We start from the raw sequence: 22,132 nt of genomic DNA, 5'->3' as shown, positions 1-22,132 counted from the left end.
TGTGAAGGGAGGCACAAAGTTGCGCGGGACCCCGGTGACGTGCCTCACGACGACGATGTGCTAGTGCGCTCAACGTCCGGTCGGGCCGGATGCTTCCCCGCGGGGCGGGGTCGCGAGGGCCGCGCGCAGGCGGGTCTCGTCGACCCGCCAGAAGTCGTGCTGGCGCCCGTCGACGAGGGTGACGGGCACCTCCTCGGACCAGCGTTCGAGCAGGTCGGCGTCCCCGTCGACGTCGAGCTCGCGCCAGCCGACCCCGAGGTCGGCGCACACCCGCGCCACGGTCTCGCGGGCGGTCGTGCACAGGTGGCAGTCCTCGCGCGTGACGAGGGTGACACGGGGCTCGGGGGTGCTCACGGCGCTCAGAAGAAGACCGAGCGACGCTGCATGAGCAGCGTGTAGAGGGTCTGCTGGATGGTCTCGCGCACCTGGTCGGTGAGGTCGAACACGAGCATCGGGTCGTCGGCGGCGCCCTCGTCGTGCCCCGAGGTGTCGATGGGGGCGCCGAACTCGATGATCCACTTGCTCGGCAGCGGGATCATCCCGAGCGGGCCGAGCCACGGGAAGGTCGGCGTCACCGGCGCGTACGGCAGGCCGAGCAGGCGCGCGAGGCTGCCCATGTTGCCGATGATCGGGAAGGTCTCCTCGGCGCCGACGACCGAGCACGGGACGATCGGCACGCCGGCGGCGAGCGCGGCCGACACGAAGCCGCCCCGGCCGAAGCGCTGGAGCTTGTAGCGCTCGCTGAACGGCTTGCCGGTGCCCTTGAACCCCTCGGGGAAGACGCCGACGAGCTCCCCGCGGCCGAAGAGCCGGGCGGCGTCCTCGCTCGCGGCGAGGGTCGAGCCGGAGCGGCGCGCGGTGGTCCCGACGAAGGGCGTGCGGAAGACGAGGTCCGCGCCGAGCGCGCGCATCGTGCGGTGCGCCGGGTGCTCGTCGTGGATGGCCAGCTGCACCATGAGCGAGTCGAGCGCGACCGTGCCCGAGTGGTTCGAGACGACGAGCGCGCCGCCCTCGGCCGGGATGTTCTCGATGCCGCGCACCTCGACCCGGAACCAGTGCCGGTAGAGCGGGCGGAGCATCGGGTAGAAGACGTTCTCGGTGAAGTGCTCGTCGTAGCCGAAGTCGTCGACCTCGTAGTCGCCCTCGACCCGGCGGCGCAGGTAGGCGAGGACCTGGGCGACGCGGCGCTCGACGTCCTCGGGGGCGATGCCGGCGGCCTCGGCCGCGACGCGCAGGCCGACGACGAGGGCGTCGAGGAGGTCGGCGACGTCGGGGACCGGCAGGCCGGTGCGCCCCGGCGCCGCGGCCGAGGTGGGGTCGAGCGGCGGCACGGCGGCCAGCGGCGGGGCGGCCGGGGGCGTGGTGGCCGGGGCGGCCGGCGCGGGGTCGGCGGCGCGCCGCCGGGTGCGTGCGGGGGGTGTGGCGGAGGCGGTGGGTGCGGCGGGGTCGGCGACCCGCAGGTGCGGGCGGCGGGCGGCGGCGTCGCGCCGGGCCTTCTCGCGCGGGGTCAGGCGCCGGGTGCCGGTGCGCTCCCCCGCCTGGGTCGTCGCGCGCGGGGACGGGGCGGAGGTGACCTTCGGGGCCGGGCGGTGCTTGCGGACCGCGGGCGCCGCCGGGGCGGCCTGCGCCGCAGCCTTCGTGGCCGGGGCGGCCTTGGTCACCGGCGCGGTCCTCTTCGCCGGCACCGCCTTCGCCGCCTGCTTCACCGCGGGGGCGGCCTTCTTCGCCGTCGCCCTCTTCGCGGGCGCGTTCTTGTTCGCCGCGGCCTTCGTCGCCGTCGCCCTCTTCGCGGGCGCGGCCTTCTGCGTCGCGGCCTTCTTCGTCGCCGGAGCGGCCGGCGTGGTCGCGGGCGCCGCCGTCACCGGCGCGGCCCCGATGAGGGGGGTCGAGCGGCGGCGGGCGCGCTCGCCGCCGGCGCGCGCGGCACCGGCCGCGAGGGCTCCCGGGCGCGCGGCCATCAGCGCACGCTCCCGGCGCCGAGGGCCTTGAGGACCGACTGGCTGGCGGCCCCGGCGACACCGCTCACGGCGTCGACGACGGAGCCGAGCCCGGGGCCGTTCGCCCCGAGGGTCGCGGCGAAGGCCTCGAACGCCTCACGGGTCGTGAAGCGGGGCTCGAAACCGAGCCGGGTGCGCATCCGCGTCGTGTCGAGGCCGCGGCCGTAGGCGAGGAAGGACATCTGGTCGGGCGAGAAGTCGGCGAGCCCGAGCCTGCGGGTCACGCCGCCGACGAACGCAGCGCTGTTGAGCGGCAACGGGACCGCGGGCCGGCCGGACATCGCGACCGCCTGGAGGACGGTGACGACACCGTCGCCGGCGACGTTGACGACACCCGTGGCCTGCCCGGTGCCGCCGAGGACGAGGGCGTCGATGGCGTCCTCCTCGTGGACGAACTGCATCCGGGCGTCGTAGCCGAGCGGCACCGGGACGGCGGGCATCGAGAAGTAGTCGGTGATCGAGGTGCGGATGCGCGGGCCGATGACGTTGGCGAAGCGGAGCATGAGGATGTCGACGTCGGGGCGGCGGCGGGCGAAGCCGCGCACGTACCCCTCGACCTCGATGGAGTCCTTGCCGAAGCCGCTGCTCGGGGTGCGGCGGGCGTCCATGTCCTCGGTGAAGAGGGCGGGGTCGCGCGGCGTCGAGCCGTAGACCGCCGCGGAGGACTTGACGACGAGGCGCTGCACCGTCGAGGACTTCTGGCACGCCGCGAGCAGCTGCATCGTGCCGATGACGTTGATCTCCTTCTGCGGGGTCCGGCCCCCGACGAAGGTCGGCGTCGCGATGACGTTCATGTGCACGACGGTGTCGACGCCCGAGGACTCGATGACGCGGGAGATCATCGGGTTGCGGATGTCGGCGCGCACGAACTCGACCCCGGGCACGGGGTGCGGCGGCGGGATGACGTCGACGCCGACGACGTGGTCGACCCCGGGCTCGGCGGCGACGCGGCGGGCGAGCAGCCCCCCGAGGTACCGGGACACCCCGGTCACCAGCACCACCTTCGCCACCGCTGCTCCTCCCACGTCGGTCCGACGGGTCCGACACTACCGGGGCCGGGCGGGCGCCCACAGGGGGCCGCCGGTCCGTGGTCCCCGGACGGCCGCCGACCGCCCCGGGGGACGACAAAGGTCCCCGGCATCGGCCGGGGACCCTCGACGCTCAGAGGTGACGCGTGGTCACTTCTTGTTGCGACGCTGGTGACGCGTCTTGCGCAGCAGCTTGCGGTGCTTCTTCTTCGCCATCCGCTTGCGCCGCTTCTTGATGACAGAGCCCATGGGTGTTCCTCACGGTGGTACGGGGGTACGGCGGCCCACCCTACCGGCGGGCCCCCACCGGCCCCAAACCGCGGGTGCCGGACCTGGTGGACGGGATCATGCGCGAGGGGCGCCCCGCCGTGGCGGAGCACCCCTCGTCGGTCGGTGGGACCGGGTCACGCGGTGTCGACGAACGAGCTGCGCAGGTAGGCGTGCACCTCGTCCTCCGGCACGCGGAAGGAGCGACCGACGCGGATCGCCGGCAGCTCACCGGCGTGGACCATGCGGTAGACCGTCATCTTCGAGACGCGCATGATCGTGGCGACCTCGGCGACGGTGAGGAAGCGCACCTCGCCGAGCTGACGCTCCGTGGACATCTGGACCTCGATCTTCTGCCCGTCGCAGTGCCGGACCAGCCCGGCAAGCTCCCTGCGGCGTGCTGTCGCAACCATAGGGGCAGTTGTGACCACTGTGAAGGGGAACGAGCGCACTCGTGGACGATGTCCAGTCGACACGCCGTCTGCGCCACCGGAATTTCGGCGTGTCGGGCCGATCGGCCGAACCCCTGCCTCGGGTGGTCGGCCACCGCCGGGCGGCGTCCCGGAGGAGTCCCGGGAGCTCGATCGGGTCAGTCGAACCAGGGGTCGAGGCCGTGCAGCGGGAAGACCGCCTGCCGGGTGGCGAACACCGCGCGGTCGAGCGGGTTGTCGGGGTTGTGGCCCATCCCCCACGGCTGCACCCAGATCGGGAGCCGGTCCGCCGGCAGGTCGCCCATCCGGCGCGGGCCCGGCCGGCCGAGCAGCGACTCGACGTGGTCGAGCCACTCCTGCGGCACGGCGGTCCGGACGTCGACCGGCCGGTGGGCCGCGATGGCCGTCAGGTGGGTCCACGAGCGCGGCACGACGTCGACGAGCTCGTACCCGCCGCCGCCGAGCGCGACCCACTTCCCGCCGCAGACCTCGTGGGCGAGCGTGTGCAGCTCGTCGTGGGCGCGGCGCTGGGCGTCGACGGTGATGGCGAGGTGCGCCAGCGGGTCCTCGAGGTGGGTGTCGCAGCCGTGCTGCGTCACGAGGACGTCGGGCGCGAAGGCGCGCACGAGGTGGGGCACGACCGAGTCCATCGCCCGCAGCCACGACGCGTCGCCGGTGCCGGGCGGCAGGGCGACGTTGGCGACCGTGCCGCGCGCGTCCGGCCCGCCGACGTCGGCCGGCCAGCCGGTGCCGGGGAAGAGGTGCTGGCCGCTCTCGTGGAGCGAGATCGTCAGCACGCGCGGGTCGTTCCAGAAGGCGCGCTCGACCCCGTCGCCGTGGTGCACGTCGATGTCGACGTACGCGACCCGCTCGGCGCCGTGGTCGAGCAGCCACTGGATGCCGACCGCGATGTCGTTGTAGATGCAGAAGCCGCTGGCGTGCGTGCGCATCGCGTGGTGCAGGCCGCCGCAGTAGTTGACGCCGTGCTCGGCCTCGCCCTCCCAGACGCGCCGGCAGACCTCGACCGTGCCCTGGACGATCCGTGCCGACGCCTCGTGCATCCCCCGGAAGGCGGGGTCGTCGTCGGTGCCGAGGCCGCGGTGGACGTCGGCGCGGCTCGGGTCGGCCGAGGCGACCTTGACCGCCTCGACGTACGCGGGGTCGTGCACCGTCGCGAGCAGGTCGTCGTCGGCGACACCGGGGCTCACGACGTCGACGTGGTCGAGCACGCCGAGCGAGCGGGCGAGCCGCGTCGTGAGGTCGAGCCGCACGGGACCCATCGGGTGGCCCGGACCGAAGTCGTAGGCGGTGAACACGTCATCCCAGATGACGCTCGTCCGTGGGGCCATGGCTGCACGCTACTCGGTGGCCCGTCCGTGGCAGGCTGGGACCGCACGGACCCACCACCGGGAGGACGCCACCCATGGGCAAGAACGCCCGCGACGACGAGGTCCTCGTCATCGGCCTCGGCCGCTTCGGCGCCGCCGCGGCGCTCGAGCTGCGACGCCTGGGCCACAAGGTCACCGCCATCGAGAAGGACGGCTTCCTCGCCGAGAAGTTCCTCGGCCGCATCTCGCAGGTCGTCCACGGCGACGCGAGCGACGCCGGGGTCATCCGCGACGCGAAGGCCGGGCGCTTCCAGATCGCCGTCGTCGCCATCGGCTCCTCGGTCGAGGCGTCGGTGCTGGCCGCCGCCAACCTCGTCGACGCGCAGGTGCCGGCCATCTGGGCCAAGGCGCTCTCGCCGGAGCACGCCCGCATCCTCGACCGGATCGGGGTGCACCACATCGTCCGCCCCGAGGCCGACACCGGCCGCCGGGTCGCGCACCTCGTCGGGGGCCGGATGCAGGACTACATCGAGTTCGACGACGGGTTCGCCATCGTCAAGATGCGCCCGCCGACCGAGACCATCGGCTTCACGCTCGAGCAGAGCCAGGTCCGCAGCAAGTACGGCGTGACGGTCGTCGGCGTCAAGGCGCCCGGCGAGGACTTCACCTACGCCGTGCCCACGACGAAGGTGTCGGCGCACGACACCCTCATCGTCAGCGGGCCGACGACGCTCATCGAGCGGCTCGCCGCCCGGCCGTAGCCGGCGGGAGGGCTCAGATCGCGGTGGGGATGCCGCCGCGGTCACCGGCGAGGGCGAGGGTCATCGCGACCTCCTCCTCGCCGTCGTCCTCGGAGACGACGCGCATCGGGCGGCGGTTCTCGGTGGGGCGGAAGCCGAAGCTGCTCGCGAAGGCGACCGCGCGGCCGTTGTCGGTGCCGACCCAGTAGAGGAGCTGGGTGCGCCCCTTCTCGGCGGCGACACGGGAGGCGGCGCGCACGAGGGCGGCGGCGACCCCGGTGCCGCGCGCCGCCGGCGTGACGAACAGGCCGAAGAGCTGCGCGTGGTCGGGGCGGTCCTCGTCGACCTCGCCGACGCTGGCGATGCCCAGGGCCTCGCCGTCGCGCTCGGCGAGCAGGCGGGTCGAGCGCTCCATGCGGGCGCGCCAGAAGTCCTCGGGTTCGGACTCCTCGTCGGCGTGGGAGGCGACGAACGCCTCGGGCGACTCGCGCAGGGCGGTGAGACGCATCGAGCGGTAGTGCTCCCACTCCTCGGCGCCCAGCGCGCGGACCGTGATGTCGCTCATGTCGGCCACTCTCCCACGACACCCACGGTGTGCGGCAACCGGGGAGGTGAACACGAGATGGCGTGGGCCGGCCCCGGCGAGCCCCTCAGGAGGGCTCGAGGTCGAGCACCATCCGCTCCTCGACGCACGTGGGGTCCCACGGCATCGTCCCGGTCTCGCCGGTGAGCGCGAACCCGCGGCGGAGGTAGAAGCGCAGCGCGCGGGAGTTCTCGCGGGCGACGTCGAGGACCACGCGACGCCGGCCGTCGGCGCGGGCCCGGTCGAGCGCGGCGTCGACGAGCCGTCCGGCCGCGCCGCTCCCCCGGGCCCCGCCGGTCACCCACATCCCGACGAGGTACACCTCGTCGTCGGCCTGGTCGTCACCGTGGACGAGCCCGACCGTGCCGACCGGGCGGTCGAGGTCCCACGCGAGCCAGAGGGCGGGGCCGGTGGCGACGAGGGCGCGCCAGTCGTCGTCGGTGCGCGCCGCGCTCTGCGCCCAGGTCGTCCAGAACGCGCGGGGGCTGTCGATGAGGGCCGCCTGGCGCACGTCGCGATAGGCGCGCCACGTCGCGTCGGTGACCGGCTCGACCCGGACGCCGGGGTGCAGGCCCGGGCCCGCCTCAGCCACCGGCCAGCTCGCGGCTGCGGGTGGCCGCGGCCTCCATGGCGCTGATGAACGCGGCCCGCACCTTGTGGTCGTCCATGACCCGCAGCGCGGCCGCGGTCGTGCCGCCGGGCGAGGTCACCTGCTCGCGCAGGACGGTCGGGTGCTGGCCGGTCTCCTTGATCATCGTCGCGGCGCCGTAGAGGGTCTGGACGACGAGCTCGGTGGCCGTGGAGCGCGGCATCCCGAGGACGACGCCGGCCTCGATCATCGCCTCGACGACGTAGAAGATGTACGCGGGGCCGCTGCCGGAGATGGCCGTGACGGCGTCCTGGAGCTTCTCGGGGACCTCGACCACCTTGCCGGTGGCCGCGAGCAGCGACTGCGCCTCGGTGAGGTGCTCGGGCCCGCAGTGCGCCCCGGCCGAGACGGCCGCCATCCCCTGGTCGACGAGCGCGGGCGTGTTGGGCATCACCCGGACGACCGAACGGCCCTCCGGCAGACGGGACTCCACGAACGCGGTCGTGATGCCGGCGGCGAGGCTGACGACGAGGTCACCGGCCTCGACGTGCGGCGCGATCTCCTCGAGCAGCGCCCCCATGTCCTGCGGCTTGACGACGAGGACGAGCGTGCTCGCGGCGGCGGCGGCCTCCGCGTTCTCGAGGACGCGCACCCCGTAGCGCTCGGTCAGCTCGGCGGCGCGGTCGGCGCGGCGCTCCGTGATGACGAGGGAGTCGGCCGGTCGCCCCGCGCGCAGCAGCCCCGAGAGGAGCGTCTCGCCCATGACGCCGGCACCGAAGATCGCAGTCGTGGCCATGGCGCCGAGTATGCCGTCCGCACCCGCGCGGGGCGCGGACGTTTCAGCTGCTGCCGGCGAGCGAGCGCAGGAAGAAGCGGAGGTTGGCCGGCCGCTCGGCGAGCCGGCGCACGAGGTAGCCGTACCAGTCCTCGCCGAAGGGCAGGTAGACGCGCATCTGGTGGCCGCGGTCGGCGATCCGCTTCTGCTCGGTCGAGCGGACGCCGAGGAGCATCTGGAACTCGTAGGAGTCGGGGGTGCGGCCGTGGTGCGAGGCGAGGGCCTCGGCGATCTCGACGAGGCGCGGGTCGTGGCTGGCCACCATCGGGTAGCCCTCGCCCGCCATGAGGACCTTGAGGCAGCGGACGTAGGAGAGGTCGACCTCGCCGCCGTCCTGGTAGGCCACGGAGGCGGGCTCCTTGTAGGCGCCCTTGCACAGGCGCACCCGGCTGCCCGGGCCCGCGAGGTCGCGGCAGTCGGCCTCGGTGCGGTGCAGGTAGGCCTGGAGCACGGCGCCGACCCACGGGAAGTCCGCGCGCAGCGCCCGGACGGCCTCGAGGGTGCGGTCGGTCGTCGTGTGGTCCTCCATGTCGAGGGTCACGGTCGTGCCGGCCCGCTCGGCCGCCGCGCAGATGGCGCGGGCGTTCTCGAGGGCGATCGCGTCGCCGTCGCCGGGGATGGCCTGCCCGACGGCGCTCAGCTTGACGCTCACCTCGGCGGCCCCGAAGCGCGCGAGGTCGGCCTCGGCGAGCGCGTCGAGCAGCGCGAGGTAGGTGTCGCGGGTGCGCTCGGCCTGGGCGCGGTCGGTGACGTCCTCGCCGAGGTAGTCGATGGTCGCGAGGCGGTTGGTCGCGCGCAGCTCGCCGGTGACCGCGACGGCCTCGGGGACGAGGTCGCCCGCGACGTAGCGCTGGACGACGGCCCGGCTGACCGGCGCCTTCGTCACGGCGGTGCGCACCGCGTCGGAGCCGGAGATCTGGAGCAGGGCTCCACGGAGCAGGTCGGAGGCGTCCACGACGAGCAGGCTAGCCGCGCGAGCGGCCGCACCGGACCACGGGTGCGAGCGGGTCCCGGCCGGGTCCCCGCCCCGCCCGACCGTGCACAAATCGTCGAAAGCGTCGATTGATGCACGCTCCCGACGAACCAGCACCCCCCGACCGTGCACAAATCGTCGAAAGTGTCGAATGGTGCACGTCCCCGACGAACCAGCACCCCCGGCCCGTGCACACATCGTCGAAAGCGACGATTTGTGCACGCCCGCCGGCGGGTCAGGGCGTGCGGCGGCGGAGCGTCAGGCTGCCGAGCACGAGCGCGACGGCGATCCACGCGAGCATGACGCCGAGGCTCGGGAGCACCTCGCCGAGCGGGTCGGCGCGCGTCGTGACGTCCTTCATCGCGTCGACGGCGTACGACAGGGGCAGGACGTCCGAGATCGCCTCGAGCACCCCGGGCATCCGGTCGCGCGGCACGATGAGCCCGCAGAGCAGGAACTGCGGCAGCACGAACGCCGGCATGAACTGCACGGCCTGGAACTCGGTGCGCGCGAACCCACTCGCGAGCAGGCCGAGCGCGGTCCCGAGCACGGCGTCGACGACCGCGACGACGACGAGCAGCCACACCGGCCCGGCGACGTCGAGCCCGCACACCCAGATGGCGAACGCGCTGGCGACGAGGGCCTGCACGAGCGCCATCACGCCGAAGGCCAGCGCGTAGCCGAGCATGAGGTCACCCTTGCCGAGGGGCGTCGTCAGCAGCCGTTCGAGGGTGCCGGTCGTCCGCTCGCGCAGCGTGGCGATGCTCGTGACGATGAACATGACGACGAGCGGGAAGACGCCGAGCAGCGCGGGCCCGATGGAGCCGAAGACGTCGACCGGGGCGTCGGCGTAGACCCACGCCAGCAGGCCGAGGAGGACGCACGGGACGACGAGCATGAGCGCGACGGTCCGGTGGTCGCCGCGCAGCTGCCGCAGGATGCGCGCCGCCGTCGCGAGCGTGATGCGCGCGTTCACGACGCCTCCCCCGTGTGCCGGCCCCGGTACGCCTCGGGCGCAGGGCCGCCCGGGTCGGCGGCGGGCCCGTCGGCGGCGTCGACGAGCGCGAGGAAGGCCGACTCCGCGTCGGTCGTGCCGGTCCGCTCGAGCAGCCCGGGCAGGGTCGAGTCGCTGAGGACGCGGCCGGCCCGCAGGAGCACGAGCCGGTCGCAGCGCACGGCCTCGTCCATCACGTGGCTCGAGACGAGGAGGGTGCGCCCGTCGGCGGCCAGCCGTCGGAAGATTGCCCACAGGTCGCGGCGCAGCACCGGGTCGAGGCCGACCGTCGGCTCGTCGAGGACGAGGACCTCGGGGTCGCCGACGAGGGTGCACGCGAGGCCGGCCCGCGACAGCTGCCCACCGGAGAGCGAGCCGGCGCGCGCGTCGGCGCGGTCGGTGAGGTCGACCGCCGCGACGGCCCGGTCGGCGGCCTCCCGGCCGACGCCGAGCACCCGGGCGAAGTAGCGGACGTTCTCGCGCACCGTGAGGTCGCCGTAGACGCTCGGGGCCTGGGTGAGGTAGCCGACCCGCCGGCGCAGGGCGGGCGAACCGGCGGGCTCGCCGAGCACCGTCACGGTGCCGCCGGCGACGACCTGGACGCCGACGACCGCGCGCATCAGGGTGGACTTGCCGCCGCCGCTCGGCCCGAGCAGCCCGACGATCTCGCCGCGCGGCACCGTCATCGAGAGCCCGGGCAGCACCTCGCGCCCGCCCCGGACCACCCGGAGGTCCTCGACCACGATCGCGGCGTCGGCCATGTCACCGACGATGGCACCGCGCGGGCCCGCTGTCGAGCACCGTGGGCACGTTCCGCCACGGGACGCGCCTACTGTGGCGGCGTGAGCGAGAGCACCACCGCGACCGGACGGCGTCGGGTCCTCCTCGTCGAGGACGACGCCGTCATCGGGGAGGCCACGGCCGCCCACCTCGAGCGCGACGGCTACGACGTCGTCTGGCACACCGACGGCCTGGAGGCCTGGGACGCATGGCGCTGCGCCGCACCGCCGTTCGACCTCGTCGTCTCGGACGTCATGCTCCCCGGCCTCGACGGCGCGAGCCTGACGAGGCGCATCCGGGAGAGCGACCAGGTGCCGGTGGTCCTCGTCTCGGCGCGCACCGACAGCCTCGATGTCGTCGGCGGGCTCGAGGCCGGCGCGGACGACTACGTGACCAAGCCGTTCGACGTGCAGGTGCTGCGCGCCCGGCTGCGCACCGCCCTGCGCCGCGCCGGCGGCGAGCGGCCGCAGGCCCCCACCGACCCCTCCCCCGAGGCCGGCACCGGCACCGGCCTCGAGACCTTCGGCGACCTCGTCCTCGACCGCCGGGCCGTGCAGCTGCGGCGGGGCGAGGAGGTGCTGCGCCTCACCCCGACCGAGATGCGCCTCTTCCTCGAGCTGGCCGACGAGCCCGGCCGCGTGCTGTCGCGCCGGGCGCTGCTCGAGCGGGTCTGGGGCTACGGCGACGCCGAGGACGACGACCACGTCGTCAACGTCCACGTCCAGCGGCTGCGCGCGAAGGTCGGCGCCGACCGGGTCGAGACCGTCCGCGGCTTCGGCTACCGGCTGGTCCGGTGAGCCGGCGGTCGCGCGGCCTGCGCGGCCGGATCGCGACGGCCGTCATCCTCGTCGCCCTCGCCGCCGTCGCCGCGCTCGGCGTCGCCGTCCACCTCCTCGTGCTGCGCGAGCAGGTCGACACCGCCCGGGCCTCCGCCGCCGACCGGATGGCCGCCGCCCTCGACGTGCGGGCGGCCACCGGGCTGCTGGCCTTCGACGCGCGCGTCGACGACCCCTCGGTCCCGGCCGCGCTCCGCGACGCCGTGCGCACCGACGGGGCGCGCGCCACGCTCGTCACCGGCGGCTCGGTGCGCACCGTCTGGGCGGCGGGCCGCGCCGGCGACGTCGTCCTCTCGACGCGGACCCGGTTCGTCCCCGCCGACGGCACCGTCGCGCAGGTCGACCGCGCGTTGCTGCTCGCCGGGGTGGTCGTCGTGCTTGTCGCGGGGCTCGTCGGGTGGGTGACCGCGGGGCGCCTGGCCCGGCGCCTGCGCCGCGCCGCCGACACCGCGCGGGGCGTGGCCTCGGGCGGCGACCCCGCGTCGCTGCGCCGCGTCGTCGGGGAGCGCCACGACGAGGTCGGGGCGCTGGCCGACGCCGTCGACGCGATGGCCGCACGGCTGGCCGACCGGGTGCGCGCCGAGCAGCGCTTCACCGCCGACGTCGCCCACGACCTGCGGACCCCGGTCACCGGGCTGCTCACCGCCGCCGAGCTGCTCGAGCCCTCGCGCGCGGCCGACCTCGTCCGCGACCGCGCCCGCGCGCTCGCCGCGCTCGTCGAGGAGCTGCTCGAGGTCGCCCGGCTCGACGGGGGCCGGGAGGAGGCCCTGGCCGAGCAGGTCGACCTCGGCGAGGTCGTGCACCGGGTCGTCCGCCGCGGCGTCGCGTCCGGCGAGCTGCCGGAAGGCGCCGTCAGCGTCCGGACGGACGGCACGGCCCGGGTGGTCACCGACCCCCGCCGGGTCGACCGGGTCGTGAGCAACCTCGTGCGCAACGCCCTGCGGCACGGGGCCGCCCCGGTGGAGGTCGTCCAGGACGGGCGGGTCGTCGAGGTGCGTGACCACGGACCGGGCTTCGAGCCCTCGATGCTGCGCGACGGGCCGCAACGGCTGCGGCACGGCCGGACCGACCACGACGGGCACGGGCTCGGGCTCGTCATCGCGACCGGCCAGGCCCGCGTGCTCGGTGGCCGCCTCGAGCTCGACAACCCGCCCGGTGGTGGGGCGCGGGCGCGCCTCGTGCTCCCGGAGCAGCCGGCGGCCGCACCTCACGACGAGGTCACGGCCGGGTCACCGGACCGTGAGCGGACCGGTGCGTGACGGTGACCGGGGCGGGGCGCCGCGGAGACCTCGCCGTCCTAGCGTCGTCGGCATGAACACACGACGCCTCCGTCCCGTCCTCGCGGCGACCGCCCTGGTCGCCGCTCTCGGCCTCACCGCCTGCGGCAACGGCCTCGAGTCCTCCGGCAGCGCCACGGCCGGCCTGTCGGGCGGGTCGAGCACCACGAGCAACCCCGACCCGTCGGCCTCGCCCGCCCCCTCGTCGACAGGGTCCGACGCGTCCCCCTCCCCGTCGACGGGTGGCGGCTCCTCCCCGAGCACGCCGTCGACGACCGGCTCCTCGGCCGCGTCGACCTCCTCGACCTCGGCCGCCGGACGGGTGGGGCGCTGCACCGTCGCGAACCTCGACGTCGGCGTCCGTGAGCCGTCCGGCGGCGCGGCCGCCGGCAGCACCTACCTGCTGGTCGCGTTCCGCAACACCGGCTCCCGCAGCTGCGTCCTCGACGGCTTCCCCGGTGTCTCGTTCGTCGGCAAGGGCGACGGGACGCAGCTGGGCGCGGCCGCCGAGCGCACCGGCTCGGCCCGCACGGTCACGCTCGCCCCCGGCCGCTCGACGACCTCCCTCCTCCAGGTGGCGAACGCGGGCAGCTACCCGCAGCGCAGCTGCGCCCCGACGACCGCCGACGGCTTCCGGGTCTACCCGCCCGGCTCGACCGAGGCCGCCTTCGTCCGGCAGTCCGTGCAGGCCTGCCAGGGCTCGACCGGCAGCAGCCCGCAGCTCGTCGTCTCGTCGGTCGGCACCTCCGGCTGACCCGACCCTCACGCGCACGGCGCCGCCCCGGACCCTCCGCTCAGGAGGGGACCGGGGCGAGGTGCAGCCGGGCGAAGGCCAGCGACTCGGCGAGGTCGAGGTCGCGCTGCTCCTCGGACGCCCGCCGGGTCGACACCTCGACGACGACGTGGCCCGTGAAGCCGTCCGTCGCGAGCGCCTCGAGGACCGGGCCGCACGGCTGGGTCCCGCGGCCGGGCACGAGGTGCTCGTCCCGCGGCGCGCCGGAGCCGTCGGCGAGGTGCAGGTGGGTGAGGCGCGGGCCGAGGTCGCGCACCATCGCCAGGGCGTCCGAGCCGGCGGTCGCGGTGTGCGACAGGTCGAGCGTCACGTGCTCGTACGGCTGGCCCACCGGGTCCCAGTCCGGCAGGTAGGCCTCCACCTCGCGGGAGCGGACGCCGGCCTTCCACGGGTACATGTTCTCCACCGCGAGCCGGGGGCCCGAGCCGTCGTCGCGCGCCGCCACCCCGTCGGCGAAGCCCCGGGCGTACTCGCGCTGCCACCGGAAGGGCGGATGGAGCACGACCGTGTCGGCGCCGAGCTCGGCCGCCATCGCGAGGGAGCGGTCGACCTTCTCCCAGGGGTCGGTCCCCCACACCCGCTGCGTGACGAGCAGCGTCGGCGCGTGCACCGAGACGACCGGCACGCCGAAGTGCTCCGCGAGCCGCCGCAGGGCGCCGGGCTCGCGGGTCAGCGGGTCGGTCCAGACCATGACCTCGACCCCGTCGTACCCGAGCCGGGCCGCCGTGGCGAACGCCGCGGCGCACCCGAGCGGGTAGACCGACGACGTCGAGAGCGCGACCCGGGGCGTCGCCGGTCGGCGCCGGGCGCGGGTGCGCGGGCCGGCCACGCTCACGGCATCCGGTCGAGGTGGCGCAGGAGGATGCCCTCGCGCAGCGCCCAGGGGCAGATCTCGAGGGCCTCGAGGCCGAGCAGGTCCATCGTCGCGTCGGCGACGATCGCGGCCGCGAGCACCTGCCGCGAGCGCGACGCCGAGACACCCGGCAGCTCGGCCCGCTCGCGCGCCGTCATCGACGCGATCCGCGGGAGCACCTCGAGCAGCGTCTCGCGCGGGAGCATCCGGCGGGCGTACATCCCCTCGGAGCTCGGGGCGGCGCCGCAGATGCGGGCGAGGGAGCGCATCGACTTGCTCGTGCCGACGGCGAGGTCGGGGGTCCCGGCCTTGGCCAGCGGCCGCAGCTCGGCGGCGATGGTGGCGCGCACCCGGCGGCGGGCCTCGCGCAGGTCGTCGGGCGAGGGCGGGTCGCCGGGCAGGAGGTCGCGGGTGACCCGGCCGGCGCCGAGGGGCACCGAGATCGCGACGTCGGGCTCCTCGTCCATCCCCATGGCGAGCTCGAGCGACCCTCCGCCGATGTCGGCGACGAGCAGCGTGCCCGCCGACCAGCCGAACCAGCGGCGCACCGCGAGGAAGGTCAGCCGGGCCTCCTCCTCGCCGGTGAGCACGTCGAGCCGCACGCCCGTGCGCTCGGCGACGTGGGCCAGCACCTCGGTGCCGTTGGGGGCCTCGCGGACCGCGCTCGTGACGAAGCCGCGCAGGTCCTCGACGCCCTGGTCCTCGGCGACGGCGAGGCACTCCGCGACGAAGTCGGCGAGCGCGTCACGGCCGTCGTCGGCGATGAGGCCCTCGTCGGTGACGTGCTCGGACAGGCGCAGGTCGATCTTGTGCTTGCTCGCCGGCAGGGGCTGGGCCCCGGGGTGCGCGTCGACGACGAGGAGGTGGACGGTGTTCGAACCGACGTCGACGACCCCGAGGCGCATGGGCACAAGGTATCCGCTGCGGGGTGGCGCGGCCCCACCGCGCCCCGGCGACCACCGCCCGTGCATAGGGTGGGCGCGTGCCCGAAGCGACCCTCGACATCCCGCGCACGTGGGCCGAGTTCACCGACCCCGCCGACCCCGGTCAGCGCTTCCGGGTCGACCTCACGTGGCTGACCTCGAGCTGGAGCTGCATCTTCGGCTCCGGCTGCCGGGGCATCTACGCCGACCGGCCGGACGACGGGTGCTGCACCCTCGGGGCCCACTTCACCGACGACGACGACCTCGAGCGCGTGCGCGCCGTCGTCGCCGAGCTCGGCGAGGACGAGTGGCAGCACCACCCCGGCCACGGCAAGCGCGGCGACAAGAGCCCGGCCCGGCGCTCGGCGTGGACCGAGGTCGACGACGAGGGCGACCGGAAGACCAGGGTCGTCGACGGCGCGTGCATCTTCCTCAACCGGCCGGGCTTCCCCGCCGGCGCCGGCTGCGCCCTGCACCAGCACGCCGTGCTCACCGGCAAGCCGCCGCACGAGGTCAAGCCCGACGTCTGCTGGCAGCTGCCCATCCGCCGCTCGTACCGGACCGTCGAGGAGCCCGACGACACCTCGTACCTCGAGGTGACCATCGCCGAGTACACCCGGCGCGGCTGGGGCCCCGGCGGACACGACCTCGACTGGTACTGCTCCTCCAACCCCGAGGCGCACGTCGGCCGGGAGCCCGTCTACCGCAGCAACCACGCCGAGCTCGTCGCCCTCATGGGGCAGGCCGGCTACGACGAGCTCGTCGTGCGCTGCGAGGCCCATCTCGCCGTCGTCCGCCACGCGCAGTCCGCCGGCGCCCGCAAGCTCATCCCGCTGCTCGTCCACCCCGCGACGGCCGAGGCCGGGACGATCGGCGGGCGGCGCGAGCGGGTCAAGCGGCGGCGCGGCACGAACGCGCTGCCGGGCGACGACGTGGACGGCCCGGACGGCGCGAACGAGCCGGCGCACCCCGTCGCCGCGCGCCCGGCCCGGCGCGCGCCCCGGGGACGCAGCCGGGGGTGAGCGGGTCCTCGGGGGCCCTCCGCAGCCCGAACATCTGGGACACCCCGGAGGTCTACGAGCTCGAGAACCTCGCCTCCGACCGGGCCGGCGTCATCGACGGTGCCCTCGACGGGCTGCACCCGCTGCGCGGGGCGACCCTCGTCGACGTCGGCTGCGGCACCGGGTTCCACCTGCCCCGGTTCGCCGAGCGCGGCGCGACCGTGCTCGGGGTCGAGCCGCACCTGCCGCTGGTCCGGCGCGCCGCGAACCGCCTGCGCGCCAGGGGGTCCCGGGCGCGGGTCGTGGCCGCGAGCGCGGAGGCGCTGCCGCTGCCCGACGCGTCCGTCGACGTCGTCCACGCCCGCTGGGCGTACTTCTTCGGCGCCGGGTGCGAGCCGGGCCTGGCCGAGGTCGAGCGCGTGCTGCGGCCGGGTGGCGTCGCCTGCCTCGTCGACAACGACGCGACGCGCTCGACCTTCGGCGGATGGTTCTCGCGCGCCTACCCGGCCTACGACCCCGTCGCCGTCCAGCGCTTCTGGGACCGGCAGGGTTTCACGACCGAGCGGCTGACCATCGACTGGCGCTTCGAGCGGCGCGAGGACCTCGAGGCCGTCGTGCGCATCGAGCTGCCGCCGGGGCCGGCCGACGCCGTCCTCGCCGAGCACGAGGGGCTGACTGTCGACTACGCCGTCGCCCTCCGCTGGCGCCACGCCTGACTCTCCCCTCTTTCCCGCGAACGTGTGTGAACACGCCGGTGTTCTCCGGCGAGTTCACACACGTTCGCGGAAGAGGGAGGGTCAGGTGAGGCGGGTGGGGCCCTCGTGGGAGACGGCGGTGCGGATGCGCTCGCGGTGGTCGGCGGCCATCGGCGGCAGCGCGTCCAGCGGGAACCACGCGACCTGCGACGACTCGTCGTCCGCGACGTGCGCCTCGCCGCCGAGGTAGCGGCAGCGGAAGGTGTGGTCGACGTACTGCGAGCGGTCGCCGTTGGGGTACTCGATGACCGGCGTGACGTCGACCCACGCGAGGAGCTCGACCTCGCAGTCGACCCCGGTCTCCTCCAGGCACTCCCGGACGGCGGTGACCGCGGGATGCTCCCCCGGGTCGCAGATGCCGGTGACCGGCGTCCACTCCCCCGTGTCCGCGCGGCGGACGAGCAGCACGCGGCCCTCGTCGAGCACCACGGCCGTGATCCCGGGCAGCCACAGCAGCTCGTGGCCGACCGAGCGCCGCAGCGACAGGATGAAGTCCGGCGTCGCCATCAGCCGTCGTACCTCGGCCGCTCGATCTCGCGGATCTCGCCGAGCAGCCCCCACTCGTCGGCGCCGAGGCGCGACCACGGCTGCAGCGCACCGATGTCGACGTGCGGGCGGCGCACCATGTCCTCGCTCGCAGCGACCGAGGCATCCACCGCGGCGTGCAGGACGAGCCCGACGACGACGAAGCAGTTGCCGGTCGGGCGCACCTCGTGCAGCCGGCACTCGAAGACGACCGGCGACCCCGCGACGCGCGGCGGGTCGACGGTCAGCGAGGGCTCGCGCGCGACCCCCTCGGCGTCGAACTCGCCGACCTCCGGCGGGTAGTCGGCGCTCGTCGCGTTGACGACCTCGAACAGCGGCCCGGGCGCGACGTTGACGACGAACTCGCCGGTGGCCTCGATGTTGCGCAGCGTGTCCTTGCGGCCGACCGACGTGAAGGCGAGCATCGCGGGGTCGGTGCTCACGACGGTGAAGAACGAGTGCGGCGCGAGGTTGTCGACCCCGTCGGCCGACCGGCTGCTCACCCAGGCGATGGGGCGGGGGACGACGGCGGAGGTCATCAGCCGGTACGCGGCGCCGGCCCGCATCCGGTCGTCCTCGGGGCCGTGCTGGACGGCGAGCTCGTGGCGCATCCCCCGAGCCTAGGCTTCCGCCCCGCGGCGCCCGGCAGCAGACTGGGTGGATGCTGACCCGCGTCGTCACCACCGTCTTCTACGAGGACGTCTCGGTCGGGCTCGACCTCTTCGTCGACGGCCTCGGGATGGAGGTCGTGCACCGCGACGGCGGCTTCGTCGTGCTGGAGCGCGACGGCGCGAAGATCCAGCTGGCCGAGAACGCCGAGGCGGCGGCGCACTCCGAGCGCCCCGAGCTCGGCCTCGAGACCGACGACCTGGACGCCGTGTTCGCCGACGTGTCGTCCCGCCGCCCGGACCTGCTGCACCCCAACCTGCCCTCTCCGCGCGAACGCCCGTGGGGCGCGCGCGAGTTCGCGCTGCTGGATGCCACGACGGTCTGCGTCGTGGTCCGCGAGTGGCCGAGCGCCTGAGCGCCTGACCTCGCCTGAGCCGTCAGGCGTCGTCGAGGTCGAGCGCGATGTCGACGATCGGTGACGAGTGCGTCAGGCCCCCGACCGACAGGAAGTCGACCCCCGTCTCGGCGTACTCGCGGACGACCTCGAGCGTGAGGCCTCCCGTCGCCTCGAGCTCGACGTGCTCGCCGGTGGCTCGCACGGCCTCGACGGTGCGACGCAGCAGCGCGGGAGTCATGTTGTCGCACAGCAGGAACCGCGCCCCCACGGCGACCGACTCCAGCGCCTCCTCCGTCGTCGTCACCTCGACCTGCACGTCGACGTCGGGGTAGGCCCGCCGCACCGCCTCGTACGCCTGGGTCAGGCCGCCGGCGGCGAGCTTGTGGTTGTCCTTGATCATCGCGACGTCGTACAGGCCCATCCGCTTGTTGGTGCCGCCGCCGCAGCGCACCGCGTACTTCTCGAGCGCGCGCATCCCCGGCGTCGTCTTGCGGGTGTCGAGGACGGTGGCGCCCGTCCCCTCGAGGGCGTCGGCCCACCGTCGCGTGTGCGTCGCGATCCCGGAGGTGCGCGAGAGGACGTTGAGCACGGTCCGCTCGGCGACGAGCGTCGTGCGGGTCGAGCCGCGCAGCGTCGCGAGGTGGTGGCCGCGGGTGATCCGCGCGCCGTCCGCGACGTGCACCTCGACGTCGACCGCGCCGGTGCCGAGCCGTCGGGACACCGCCGACACCACGAGGGCGACGACCGGCCCGCCGGCCAGGACGCCGTGGGCGCGCGCCACGACGTGCGCGACGGACCGCTGCGCCTCGGGGATGGTCGCCAGCGTGGTGACGTCCCGCCCACCGGTGCCCGACGTGCCGAGGTCCTCGTCGAGGGCGCGCTCGACGACGAGCCGGGCGTCGTCGAGGGGGAAGCCGAGGTCGCTCACAGGGGTCCTCCGAGGGGGTCGAGGGCGGGCCGCTCGGCGACGTCGAGCCGACCGTCGCCGGCCCGGACGACGGACTGGTGGACGAGCCAGCGCTCGTCGTCGCGGCGCGGGAAGTCGGTGCGCACGTGGCCGCCGCGCGTCTCCTCGCGGCGGTGCGCGAGGAGCGCGAGCGCCTGGCCCAGGTGCAGGAGGTTGGTCGTCTCCCAGGTGCGCGGCCCCGGCTCGGCGTCGCCGGCCGGCGCGGTGGCCAGCTCCTCGAGCGCCCGCAGCGTCGAGGCCGTGGACTCCTCGCTGCGGAGCGGGCCGCATCCACGGGTCATGCTGCGCTGCACCGTGATCCGCTGCGACGAGTCGAGCAGGTCGGCGGCCGCGCCGTCGTCGGCCAGCACCTCGCGCCACGGCAGGTCGCCGGACCCCAGGCGCTGCGTGACGTCGTCGGCGATGCGGTGCGCGAAGACGAGGCCCTCGAGCAGCGAGTTCGACGCCAGCCGGTTCGCCCCGTGCACACCGGTGCACGACGCCTCCCCGCACGCGTAGAGCCCCTCGAGGGAGGTGCGCCCGTGCAGGTCGGTCTCGACCCCACCGGAGGCGTAGTGCTGCGCGGGCGCGACCGGCAGGAGGTCGGTGGCGGGGTCGAACCCCAGCTCGCGGCAGCGCGCGACGATGGACGGGAAGCGCCGCTCGAGGAACTCGCCCCCCAGGTGGCGGGCGTCGAGCCAGACGTGCGCCAGCCCGCGCTCGCCCATGACGTCGAGGATGCCGCGCGCCACGACGTCGCGCGGGGCGAGGTCGGCCTGCTCGTGCCGCCCGAGCATGAAGCGCTCGCCGCGGTCGTCGACGAGGAAGGCGCCCTCGCCGCGCACGGCCTCCGAGATGAGCGGCTGCTGCCCGGTCGAGCCCTCCCCGAGGAAGAGGACCGTCGGGTGGAACTGGACGAACTCGAGGTCGGTGACGCGGGCGCCGGCGCGCAGGGCGGCCGCCATCCCGTCGCCGGTCGCGACCGGCGGGTTGGTCGTCGAGGTGTAGATCTGGCCGAGGCCACCGGTGGCGAGCACGACGGCCCGGGCGCGCGCGGCGCCGACGCCGTCGACCTGGCCCTCGCCGATGACGTGGAGCGTGACGCCGCCCACCGCGCCGTCGGCGTCGGTCAGCAGGTCGACGACGAGCGCGTGCTCGACGACCTCGATGCCGGGGTCGGCCACGACCGCCCGCAGCGCGGCGATGAGCGCCCGCGAGATCTCGGCCCCGGTGGCGTCGCCGCCGGCGTGCGCGATCCGGTCGCGGTGGTGCCCGCCCTCACGGGTCAGCTTGATGTCTCCGCCGGCGTCGCGGTCGAACTCGGCGCCGAGCGCGACGAGCTCGCGGACGCGGTCCGGCCCCTCGGTGACCAGCGCCCGGACGGCCTCGACGTCGCAGAGCCCGACACCCGCGACGAGGGTGTCGTCGAGGTGCTCGTCGGGGGTGTCCTCGGGGTGCAGGGCCGCGGCGATGCCGCCCTGGGCCCAGGCGGTCGAGCCCGCCGACAGGACGGTCTTGGTCACGAGCAGCACCCGCTCGACCCGCTCGCGCAGGCGCAGGGCGCAGGTCAGCCCGGCGATGCCCGAGCCGACCACGACGACGTCGGCCTCGACCGTCCACCCCGGCGCGGGCGCGGCGAGGCGGCGCGGCAGCAGGGGCGACCCCGGCAGGACGGCGCCCTCCGGCGCCTCGGGCCCGCCCTCAGACATCGGCGCGGGCGTGGGAGACGTCCGAGAAGACGTCGAGGGCGCCGCCCCCCGGCCCGACGAGGAGCGGGGTGTTGTCGATGAGGCGGGTCGTGCCGATGCGCGCGGCGACCGCGAGCAGCGCCTCGCCGCGGTACCACTCGGGGACGTCGGCGAGCGTCTGCGGGTGGACGAGCACGAGGTAGTCGACGAGGGCGAGCGGCTCCTCGACGAGCACCTCGCGGGCGGCGCGGCGCACCGCCGAGGGCCCGAACGGCGCGGCGGCCCCGCCGGCCCGCAGCGCACGGCTGAGGCAGAGCGCGACCTCGCGGTCGGAGTCGGTGAGGTAGGTGTTGCGGCTGCTCATCGCGAGCCCGTCGGCCTCGCGCACGGTCGGGACCGACACGACGTCGACCGGCACGTCGAGGTCGCGGACCATCCGCCGGATGAGGAGCAGCTGCTGGGCGTCCTTCTGGCCGAAGTACGCGCTGCGGGCGGCCGTCAGGTGCAGCAGCTTGCCGACGACCGTGAGGACGCCGTCGAAGTGCCCCGCGCGGGAGGCCCCCTCGAGCAGCTCGCCGAGCGGACCGGCCGAGATGCGCACGCCCGGGTCGCCGTCGGGGTAGACGACGTCCGGCGTCGGGGCGAAGACGACGTCGACGCCGGCCGCGGTGCAGATGGCCATGTCGTCGTCGAAGGTGCGCGGGTAGCGCGAGAGGTCCTCCTTGGGCCCGAACTGGAGCGGGTTGAGGAAGATCGTCACGACGACGTGGTCGTGACGCTGCCGGGCGGCGCGGATGAGCTGGGCGTGCCCCTCGTGGAGGGCCCCCATCGTCATGACGACGGCCACGTCCCGGCTGGGGAGGGCCTCGCGGGCGGCCTTGAGCTCCTCGCGGGTCATCGCCACCGTCGGGACGGCACGGGGGTCGGTCGACTGCGACGTCATGCCCGCATCCTTGCGCACCCGAGCCGCGACGGGCCCGCCGG

Annotated in this window: 25 protein-coding genes and 1 pseudogene; 7 read left to right on the top strand and 19 right to left on the bottom strand. The window is 75.2% G+C overall.

Translation table 11 applies throughout. The features are described from left to right. Positions 1-69: 69 nt before the first annotated feature. From HL663_RS06925 to HL663_RS06900, 6 genes are all read right to left on the bottom strand, one after another. Entirely contained in the window at positions 70-354 is a 285-nt protein-coding gene (locus HL663_RS06925; RefSeq protein ID WP_173027668.1) for a glutaredoxin family protein, read from the bottom strand. A 5-nt stretch (positions 355-359) separates the two neighbouring features. Then, a complete protein-coding gene (locus HL663_RS06920) occupies positions 360-1,958 on the bottom strand; it encodes a lysophospholipid acyltransferase family protein (protein ID WP_173027667.1) in 1,599 nt (532 codons plus the stop codon). Continuing rightward, positions 1,958-2,989: an NAD-dependent epimerase/dehydratase family protein gene (locus tag HL663_RS06915; RefSeq protein WP_286175990.1), complete on the bottom strand. Its 1,032-nt coding sequence runs from the start codon at positions 2,987-2,989 to the stop codon at positions 1,958-1,960. The genes HL663_RS06920 and HL663_RS06915 overlap by 1 nt, the downstream gene beginning before the upstream one ends. Positions 2,990-3,175: 186 nt before the next feature. Beyond that, the gene (locus tag HL663_RS06910; RefSeq protein WP_003792170.1) at positions 3,176-3,274 is read right to left on the bottom strand and encodes a 30S ribosomal protein bS22; all 99 of its coding nucleotides are present in this window, start codon (positions 3,272-3,274) and stop codon (positions 3,176-3,178) included. 155 nt (positions 3,275-3,429) lie between these two features. After that, positions 3,430-3,630 (bottom strand): helix-turn-helix domain-containing protein, encoded by a 201-nt coding sequence (locus HL663_RS06905; RefSeq protein ID WP_030526670.1) that lies wholly within the window; start codon positions 3,628-3,630, stop codon positions 3,430-3,432. A gap of 251 nt (positions 3,631-3,881) precedes the next feature. Continuing rightward, complete coding sequence (locus HL663_RS06900) at positions 3,882-5,072, bottom strand: acetoin utilization protein AcuC (RefSeq protein ID WP_173027665.1); 1,191 nt, start codon at positions 5,070-5,072, stop codon at positions 3,882-3,884. Positions 5,073-5,146: 74 nt separating this feature from the next. On the opposite strand from HL663_RS06900, the gene HL663_RS06895 reads away from it, so the two are divergent. After that, positions 5,147-5,812: a potassium channel family protein gene (locus tag HL663_RS06895; protein ID WP_173027664.1), complete on the top strand. Its 666-nt coding sequence runs from the start codon at positions 5,147-5,149 to the stop codon at positions 5,810-5,812. Between the two features lie 13 nt (positions 5,813-5,825). Here the strand turns inward: HL663_RS06895 and HL663_RS06890 are convergent, their stop codons facing one another. The 6 genes from HL663_RS06890 to HL663_RS06865 form a co-directional block, all read right to left on the bottom strand. Continuing rightward, positions 5,826-6,356 (bottom strand): GNAT family N-acetyltransferase, encoded by a 531-nt coding sequence (locus tag HL663_RS06890; RefSeq protein WP_173027663.1) that lies wholly within the window; start codon positions 6,354-6,356, stop codon positions 5,826-5,828. A gap of 85 nt (positions 6,357-6,441) precedes the next feature. Beyond that, positions 6,442-6,966: a GNAT family N-acetyltransferase gene (locus tag HL663_RS06885; protein WP_173027662.1), complete on the bottom strand. Its 525-nt coding sequence runs from the start codon at positions 6,964-6,966 to the stop codon at positions 6,442-6,444. Then, entirely contained in the window at positions 6,959-7,759 is an 801-nt protein-coding gene (gene proC, locus HL663_RS06880; RefSeq protein ID WP_173027661.1) for a pyrroline-5-carboxylate reductase, read from the bottom strand. The genes HL663_RS06885 and proC overlap by 8 nt, the downstream gene beginning before the upstream one ends. A 43-nt stretch (positions 7,760-7,802) precedes the next feature. After that, on the bottom strand, positions 7,803-8,753 hold the full coding sequence (locus HL663_RS06875) for a proline dehydrogenase family protein (protein WP_286175989.1): 951 nt from the start codon (positions 8,751-8,753) through the stop codon (positions 7,803-7,805). Between the two features lie 253 nt (positions 8,754-9,006). Next, entirely contained in the window at positions 9,007-9,747 is a 741-nt protein-coding gene (locus tag HL663_RS06870; protein WP_173027659.1) for an ABC transporter permease, read from the bottom strand. Beyond that, a complete protein-coding gene (locus HL663_RS06865; RefSeq protein WP_173027658.1) occupies positions 9,744-10,526 on the bottom strand; it encodes an ABC transporter ATP-binding protein in 783 nt (260 codons plus the stop codon). The genes HL663_RS06870 and HL663_RS06865 overlap by 4 nt, the downstream gene beginning before the upstream one ends. Positions 10,527-10,607: 81 nt before the next feature. Here HL663_RS06865 and HL663_RS06860 point away from each other — a divergent pair, with 81 nt between their 5' ends. Genes HL663_RS06860 through HL663_RS06850 form a run of 3 tightly spaced genes read left to right on the top strand, consistent with a single transcriptional unit; the run spans position 10,608 to position 13,412 of the window. After that, positions 10,608-11,342, top strand: a complete 735-nt coding sequence (locus HL663_RS06860; RefSeq protein ID WP_173027657.1) for a response regulator — start codon at positions 10,608-10,610, stop codon at positions 11,340-11,342. Continuing rightward, a complete protein-coding gene (locus HL663_RS06855; protein ID WP_173027656.1) occupies positions 11,339-12,640 on the top strand; it encodes a sensor histidine kinase in 1,302 nt (433 codons plus the stop codon). Before HL663_RS06860 ends, HL663_RS06855 begins: the two co-directional genes overlap by 4 nt. Positions 12,641-12,692: 52 nt before the next feature. Continuing rightward, entirely contained in the window at positions 12,693-13,412 is a 720-nt protein-coding gene (locus tag HL663_RS06850) for a DUF4232 domain-containing protein (RefSeq protein WP_173027655.1), read from the top strand. A 40-nt stretch (positions 13,413-13,452) separates the two neighbouring features. On the opposite strand, the gene HL663_RS06845 is transcribed toward HL663_RS06850, so the two are convergent. Both HL663_RS06845 and HL663_RS06840 read right to left on the bottom strand, forming a co-directional pair. Continuing rightward, on the bottom strand, positions 13,453-14,280 hold the full coding sequence (locus HL663_RS06845) for a sugar phosphate isomerase/epimerase family protein (RefSeq protein WP_173030042.1): 828 nt from the start codon (positions 14,278-14,280) through the stop codon (positions 13,453-13,455). A gap of 2 nt (positions 14,281-14,282) precedes the next feature. Then, a complete protein-coding gene (locus HL663_RS06840; RefSeq protein ID WP_173027654.1) occupies positions 14,283-15,209 on the bottom strand; it encodes a Ppx/GppA family phosphatase in 927 nt (308 codons plus the stop codon). A gap of 77 nt (positions 15,210-15,286) precedes the next feature. Between HL663_RS06840 and HL663_RS06835 the strand changes: the two are divergent. Beyond that, positions 15,287-16,090: pseudogene (locus tag HL663_RS06835) on the top strand (DUF3109 family protein); the annotation flags it as partial. Between the two features lie 155 nt (positions 16,091-16,245). Then, positions 16,246-16,944 carry a class I SAM-dependent methyltransferase gene (locus tag HL663_RS06830; protein WP_173027653.1) on the top strand — a complete coding sequence of 233 codons (699 nt, stop codon included), beginning with the start codon at positions 16,246-16,248 and terminating at the stop codon, positions 16,942-16,944. Between the two features lie 81 nt (positions 16,945-17,025). Here the strand turns inward: HL663_RS06830 and HL663_RS06825 are convergent, their stop codons facing one another. Beyond that, on the bottom strand, positions 17,026-17,490 hold the full coding sequence (locus HL663_RS06825; RefSeq protein ID WP_173027652.1) for an NUDIX hydrolase: 465 nt from the start codon (positions 17,488-17,490) through the stop codon (positions 17,026-17,028). Then, the gene (locus HL663_RS06820; RefSeq protein WP_173027651.1) at positions 17,490-18,119 is read right to left on the bottom strand and encodes a flavin reductase family protein; all 630 of its coding nucleotides are present in this window, start codon (positions 18,117-18,119) and stop codon (positions 17,490-17,492) included. Before HL663_RS06820 ends, HL663_RS06825 begins: the two co-directional genes overlap by 1 nt. 50 nt (positions 18,120-18,169) lie before the next feature. On the opposite strand from HL663_RS06820, the gene HL663_RS06815 reads away from it, so the two are divergent. After that, on the top strand, positions 18,170-18,532 hold the full coding sequence (locus tag HL663_RS06815; RefSeq protein ID WP_173027650.1) for a VOC family protein: 363 nt from the start codon (positions 18,170-18,172) through the stop codon (positions 18,530-18,532). Between the two features lie 22 nt (positions 18,533-18,554). On the opposite strand, the gene nadC is transcribed toward HL663_RS06815, so the two are convergent. The 3 genes from nadC to panC are packed head-to-tail and all read right to left on the bottom strand — an operon-like array spanning position 18,555 to position 22,091. Further along, the gene (gene nadC, locus HL663_RS06810; RefSeq protein WP_173027649.1) at positions 18,555-19,442 is read right to left on the bottom strand and encodes a carboxylating nicotinate-nucleotide diphosphorylase; all 888 of its coding nucleotides are present in this window, start codon (positions 19,440-19,442) and stop codon (positions 18,555-18,557) included. After that, complete coding sequence (locus HL663_RS06805; protein ID WP_173027648.1) at positions 19,439-21,169, bottom strand: L-aspartate oxidase; 1,731 nt, start codon at positions 21,167-21,169, stop codon at positions 19,439-19,441. Before HL663_RS06805 ends, nadC begins: the two co-directional genes overlap by 4 nt. Continuing rightward, positions 21,162-22,091: a pantoate--beta-alanine ligase gene (gene panC / locus HL663_RS06800; RefSeq protein ID WP_173027647.1), complete on the bottom strand. Its 930-nt coding sequence runs from the start codon at positions 22,089-22,091 to the stop codon at positions 21,162-21,164. Before panC ends, HL663_RS06805 begins: the two co-directional genes overlap by 8 nt. Between the last annotated feature and the right edge of the window lie 41 nt (positions 22,092-22,132).

It is taken from the genome of Arthrobacter sp. NEB 688 (assembly GCF_013201035.1).
GTDB lineage: Bacteria > Actinomycetota > Actinomycetes > Actinomycetales > Dermatophilaceae > Phycicoccus.
The sequence above is the reverse complement of the archived record's forward strand: the minus strand, read 5'-3'. Positions and strand labels throughout refer to the sequence as shown.

Coding starts and splice junctions, on each gene's coding strand:
- HL663_RS06805 (WP_173027648.1), bottom strand. CDS start 21,169: ATGTCTGAGGGCGGGCCCGAGGCGCCGGAGGGCGCCGTCCTGCCGGGG.
- HL663_RS06900 (WP_173027665.1), bottom strand. CDS start 5,072: ATGGCCCCACGGACGAGCGTCATCTGGGATGACGTGTTCACCGCCTAC.
- HL663_RS06840 (WP_173027654.1), bottom strand. CDS start 15,209: ATGCGCCTCGGGGTCGTCGACGTCGGTTCGAACACCGTCCACCTCCTC.
- HL663_RS06910 (WP_003792170.1), bottom strand. CDS start 3,274: ATGGGCTCTGTCATCAAGAAGCGGCGCAAGCGGATGGCGAAGAAGAAG.
- HL663_RS06895 (WP_173027664.1), top strand. CDS start 5,147: ATGGGCAAGAACGCCCGCGACGACGAGGTCCTCGTCATCGGCCTCGGC.
- HL663_RS06865 (WP_173027658.1), bottom strand. CDS start 10,526: ATGGCCGACGCCGCGATCGTGGTCGAGGACCTCCGGGTGGTCCGGGGC.
- HL663_RS06820 (WP_173027651.1), bottom strand. CDS start 18,119: ATGCGCCACGAGCTCGCCGTCCAGCACGGCCCCGAGGACGACCGGATG.
- HL663_RS06850 (WP_173027655.1), top strand. CDS start 12,693: ATGAACACACGACGCCTCCGTCCCGTCCTCGCGGCGACCGCCCTGGTC.
- HL663_RS06920 (WP_173027667.1), bottom strand. CDS start 1,958: ATGGCCGCGCGCCCGGGAGCCCTCGCGGCCGGTGCCGCGCGCGCCGGC.
- HL663_RS06890 (WP_173027663.1), bottom strand. CDS start 6,356: ATGAGCGACATCACGGTCCGCGCGCTGGGCGCCGAGGAGTGGGAGCAC.
- proC (WP_173027661.1), bottom strand. CDS start 7,759: ATGGCCACGACTGCGATCTTCGGTGCCGGCGTCATGGGCGAGACGCTC.
- HL663_RS06815 (WP_173027650.1), top strand. CDS start 18,170: ATGCTGACCCGCGTCGTCACCACCGTCTTCTACGAGGACGTCTCGGTC.
- HL663_RS06905 (WP_030526670.1), bottom strand. CDS start 3,630: ATGTCCACGGAGCGTCAGCTCGGCGAGGTGCGCTTCCTCACCGTCGCC.
- HL663_RS06825 (WP_173027652.1), bottom strand. CDS start 17,490: ATGGCGACGCCGGACTTCATCCTGTCGCTGCGGCGCTCGGTCGGCCAC.
- panC (WP_173027647.1), bottom strand. CDS start 22,091: ATGACGTCGCAGTCGACCGACCCCCGTGCCGTCCCGACGGTGGCGATG.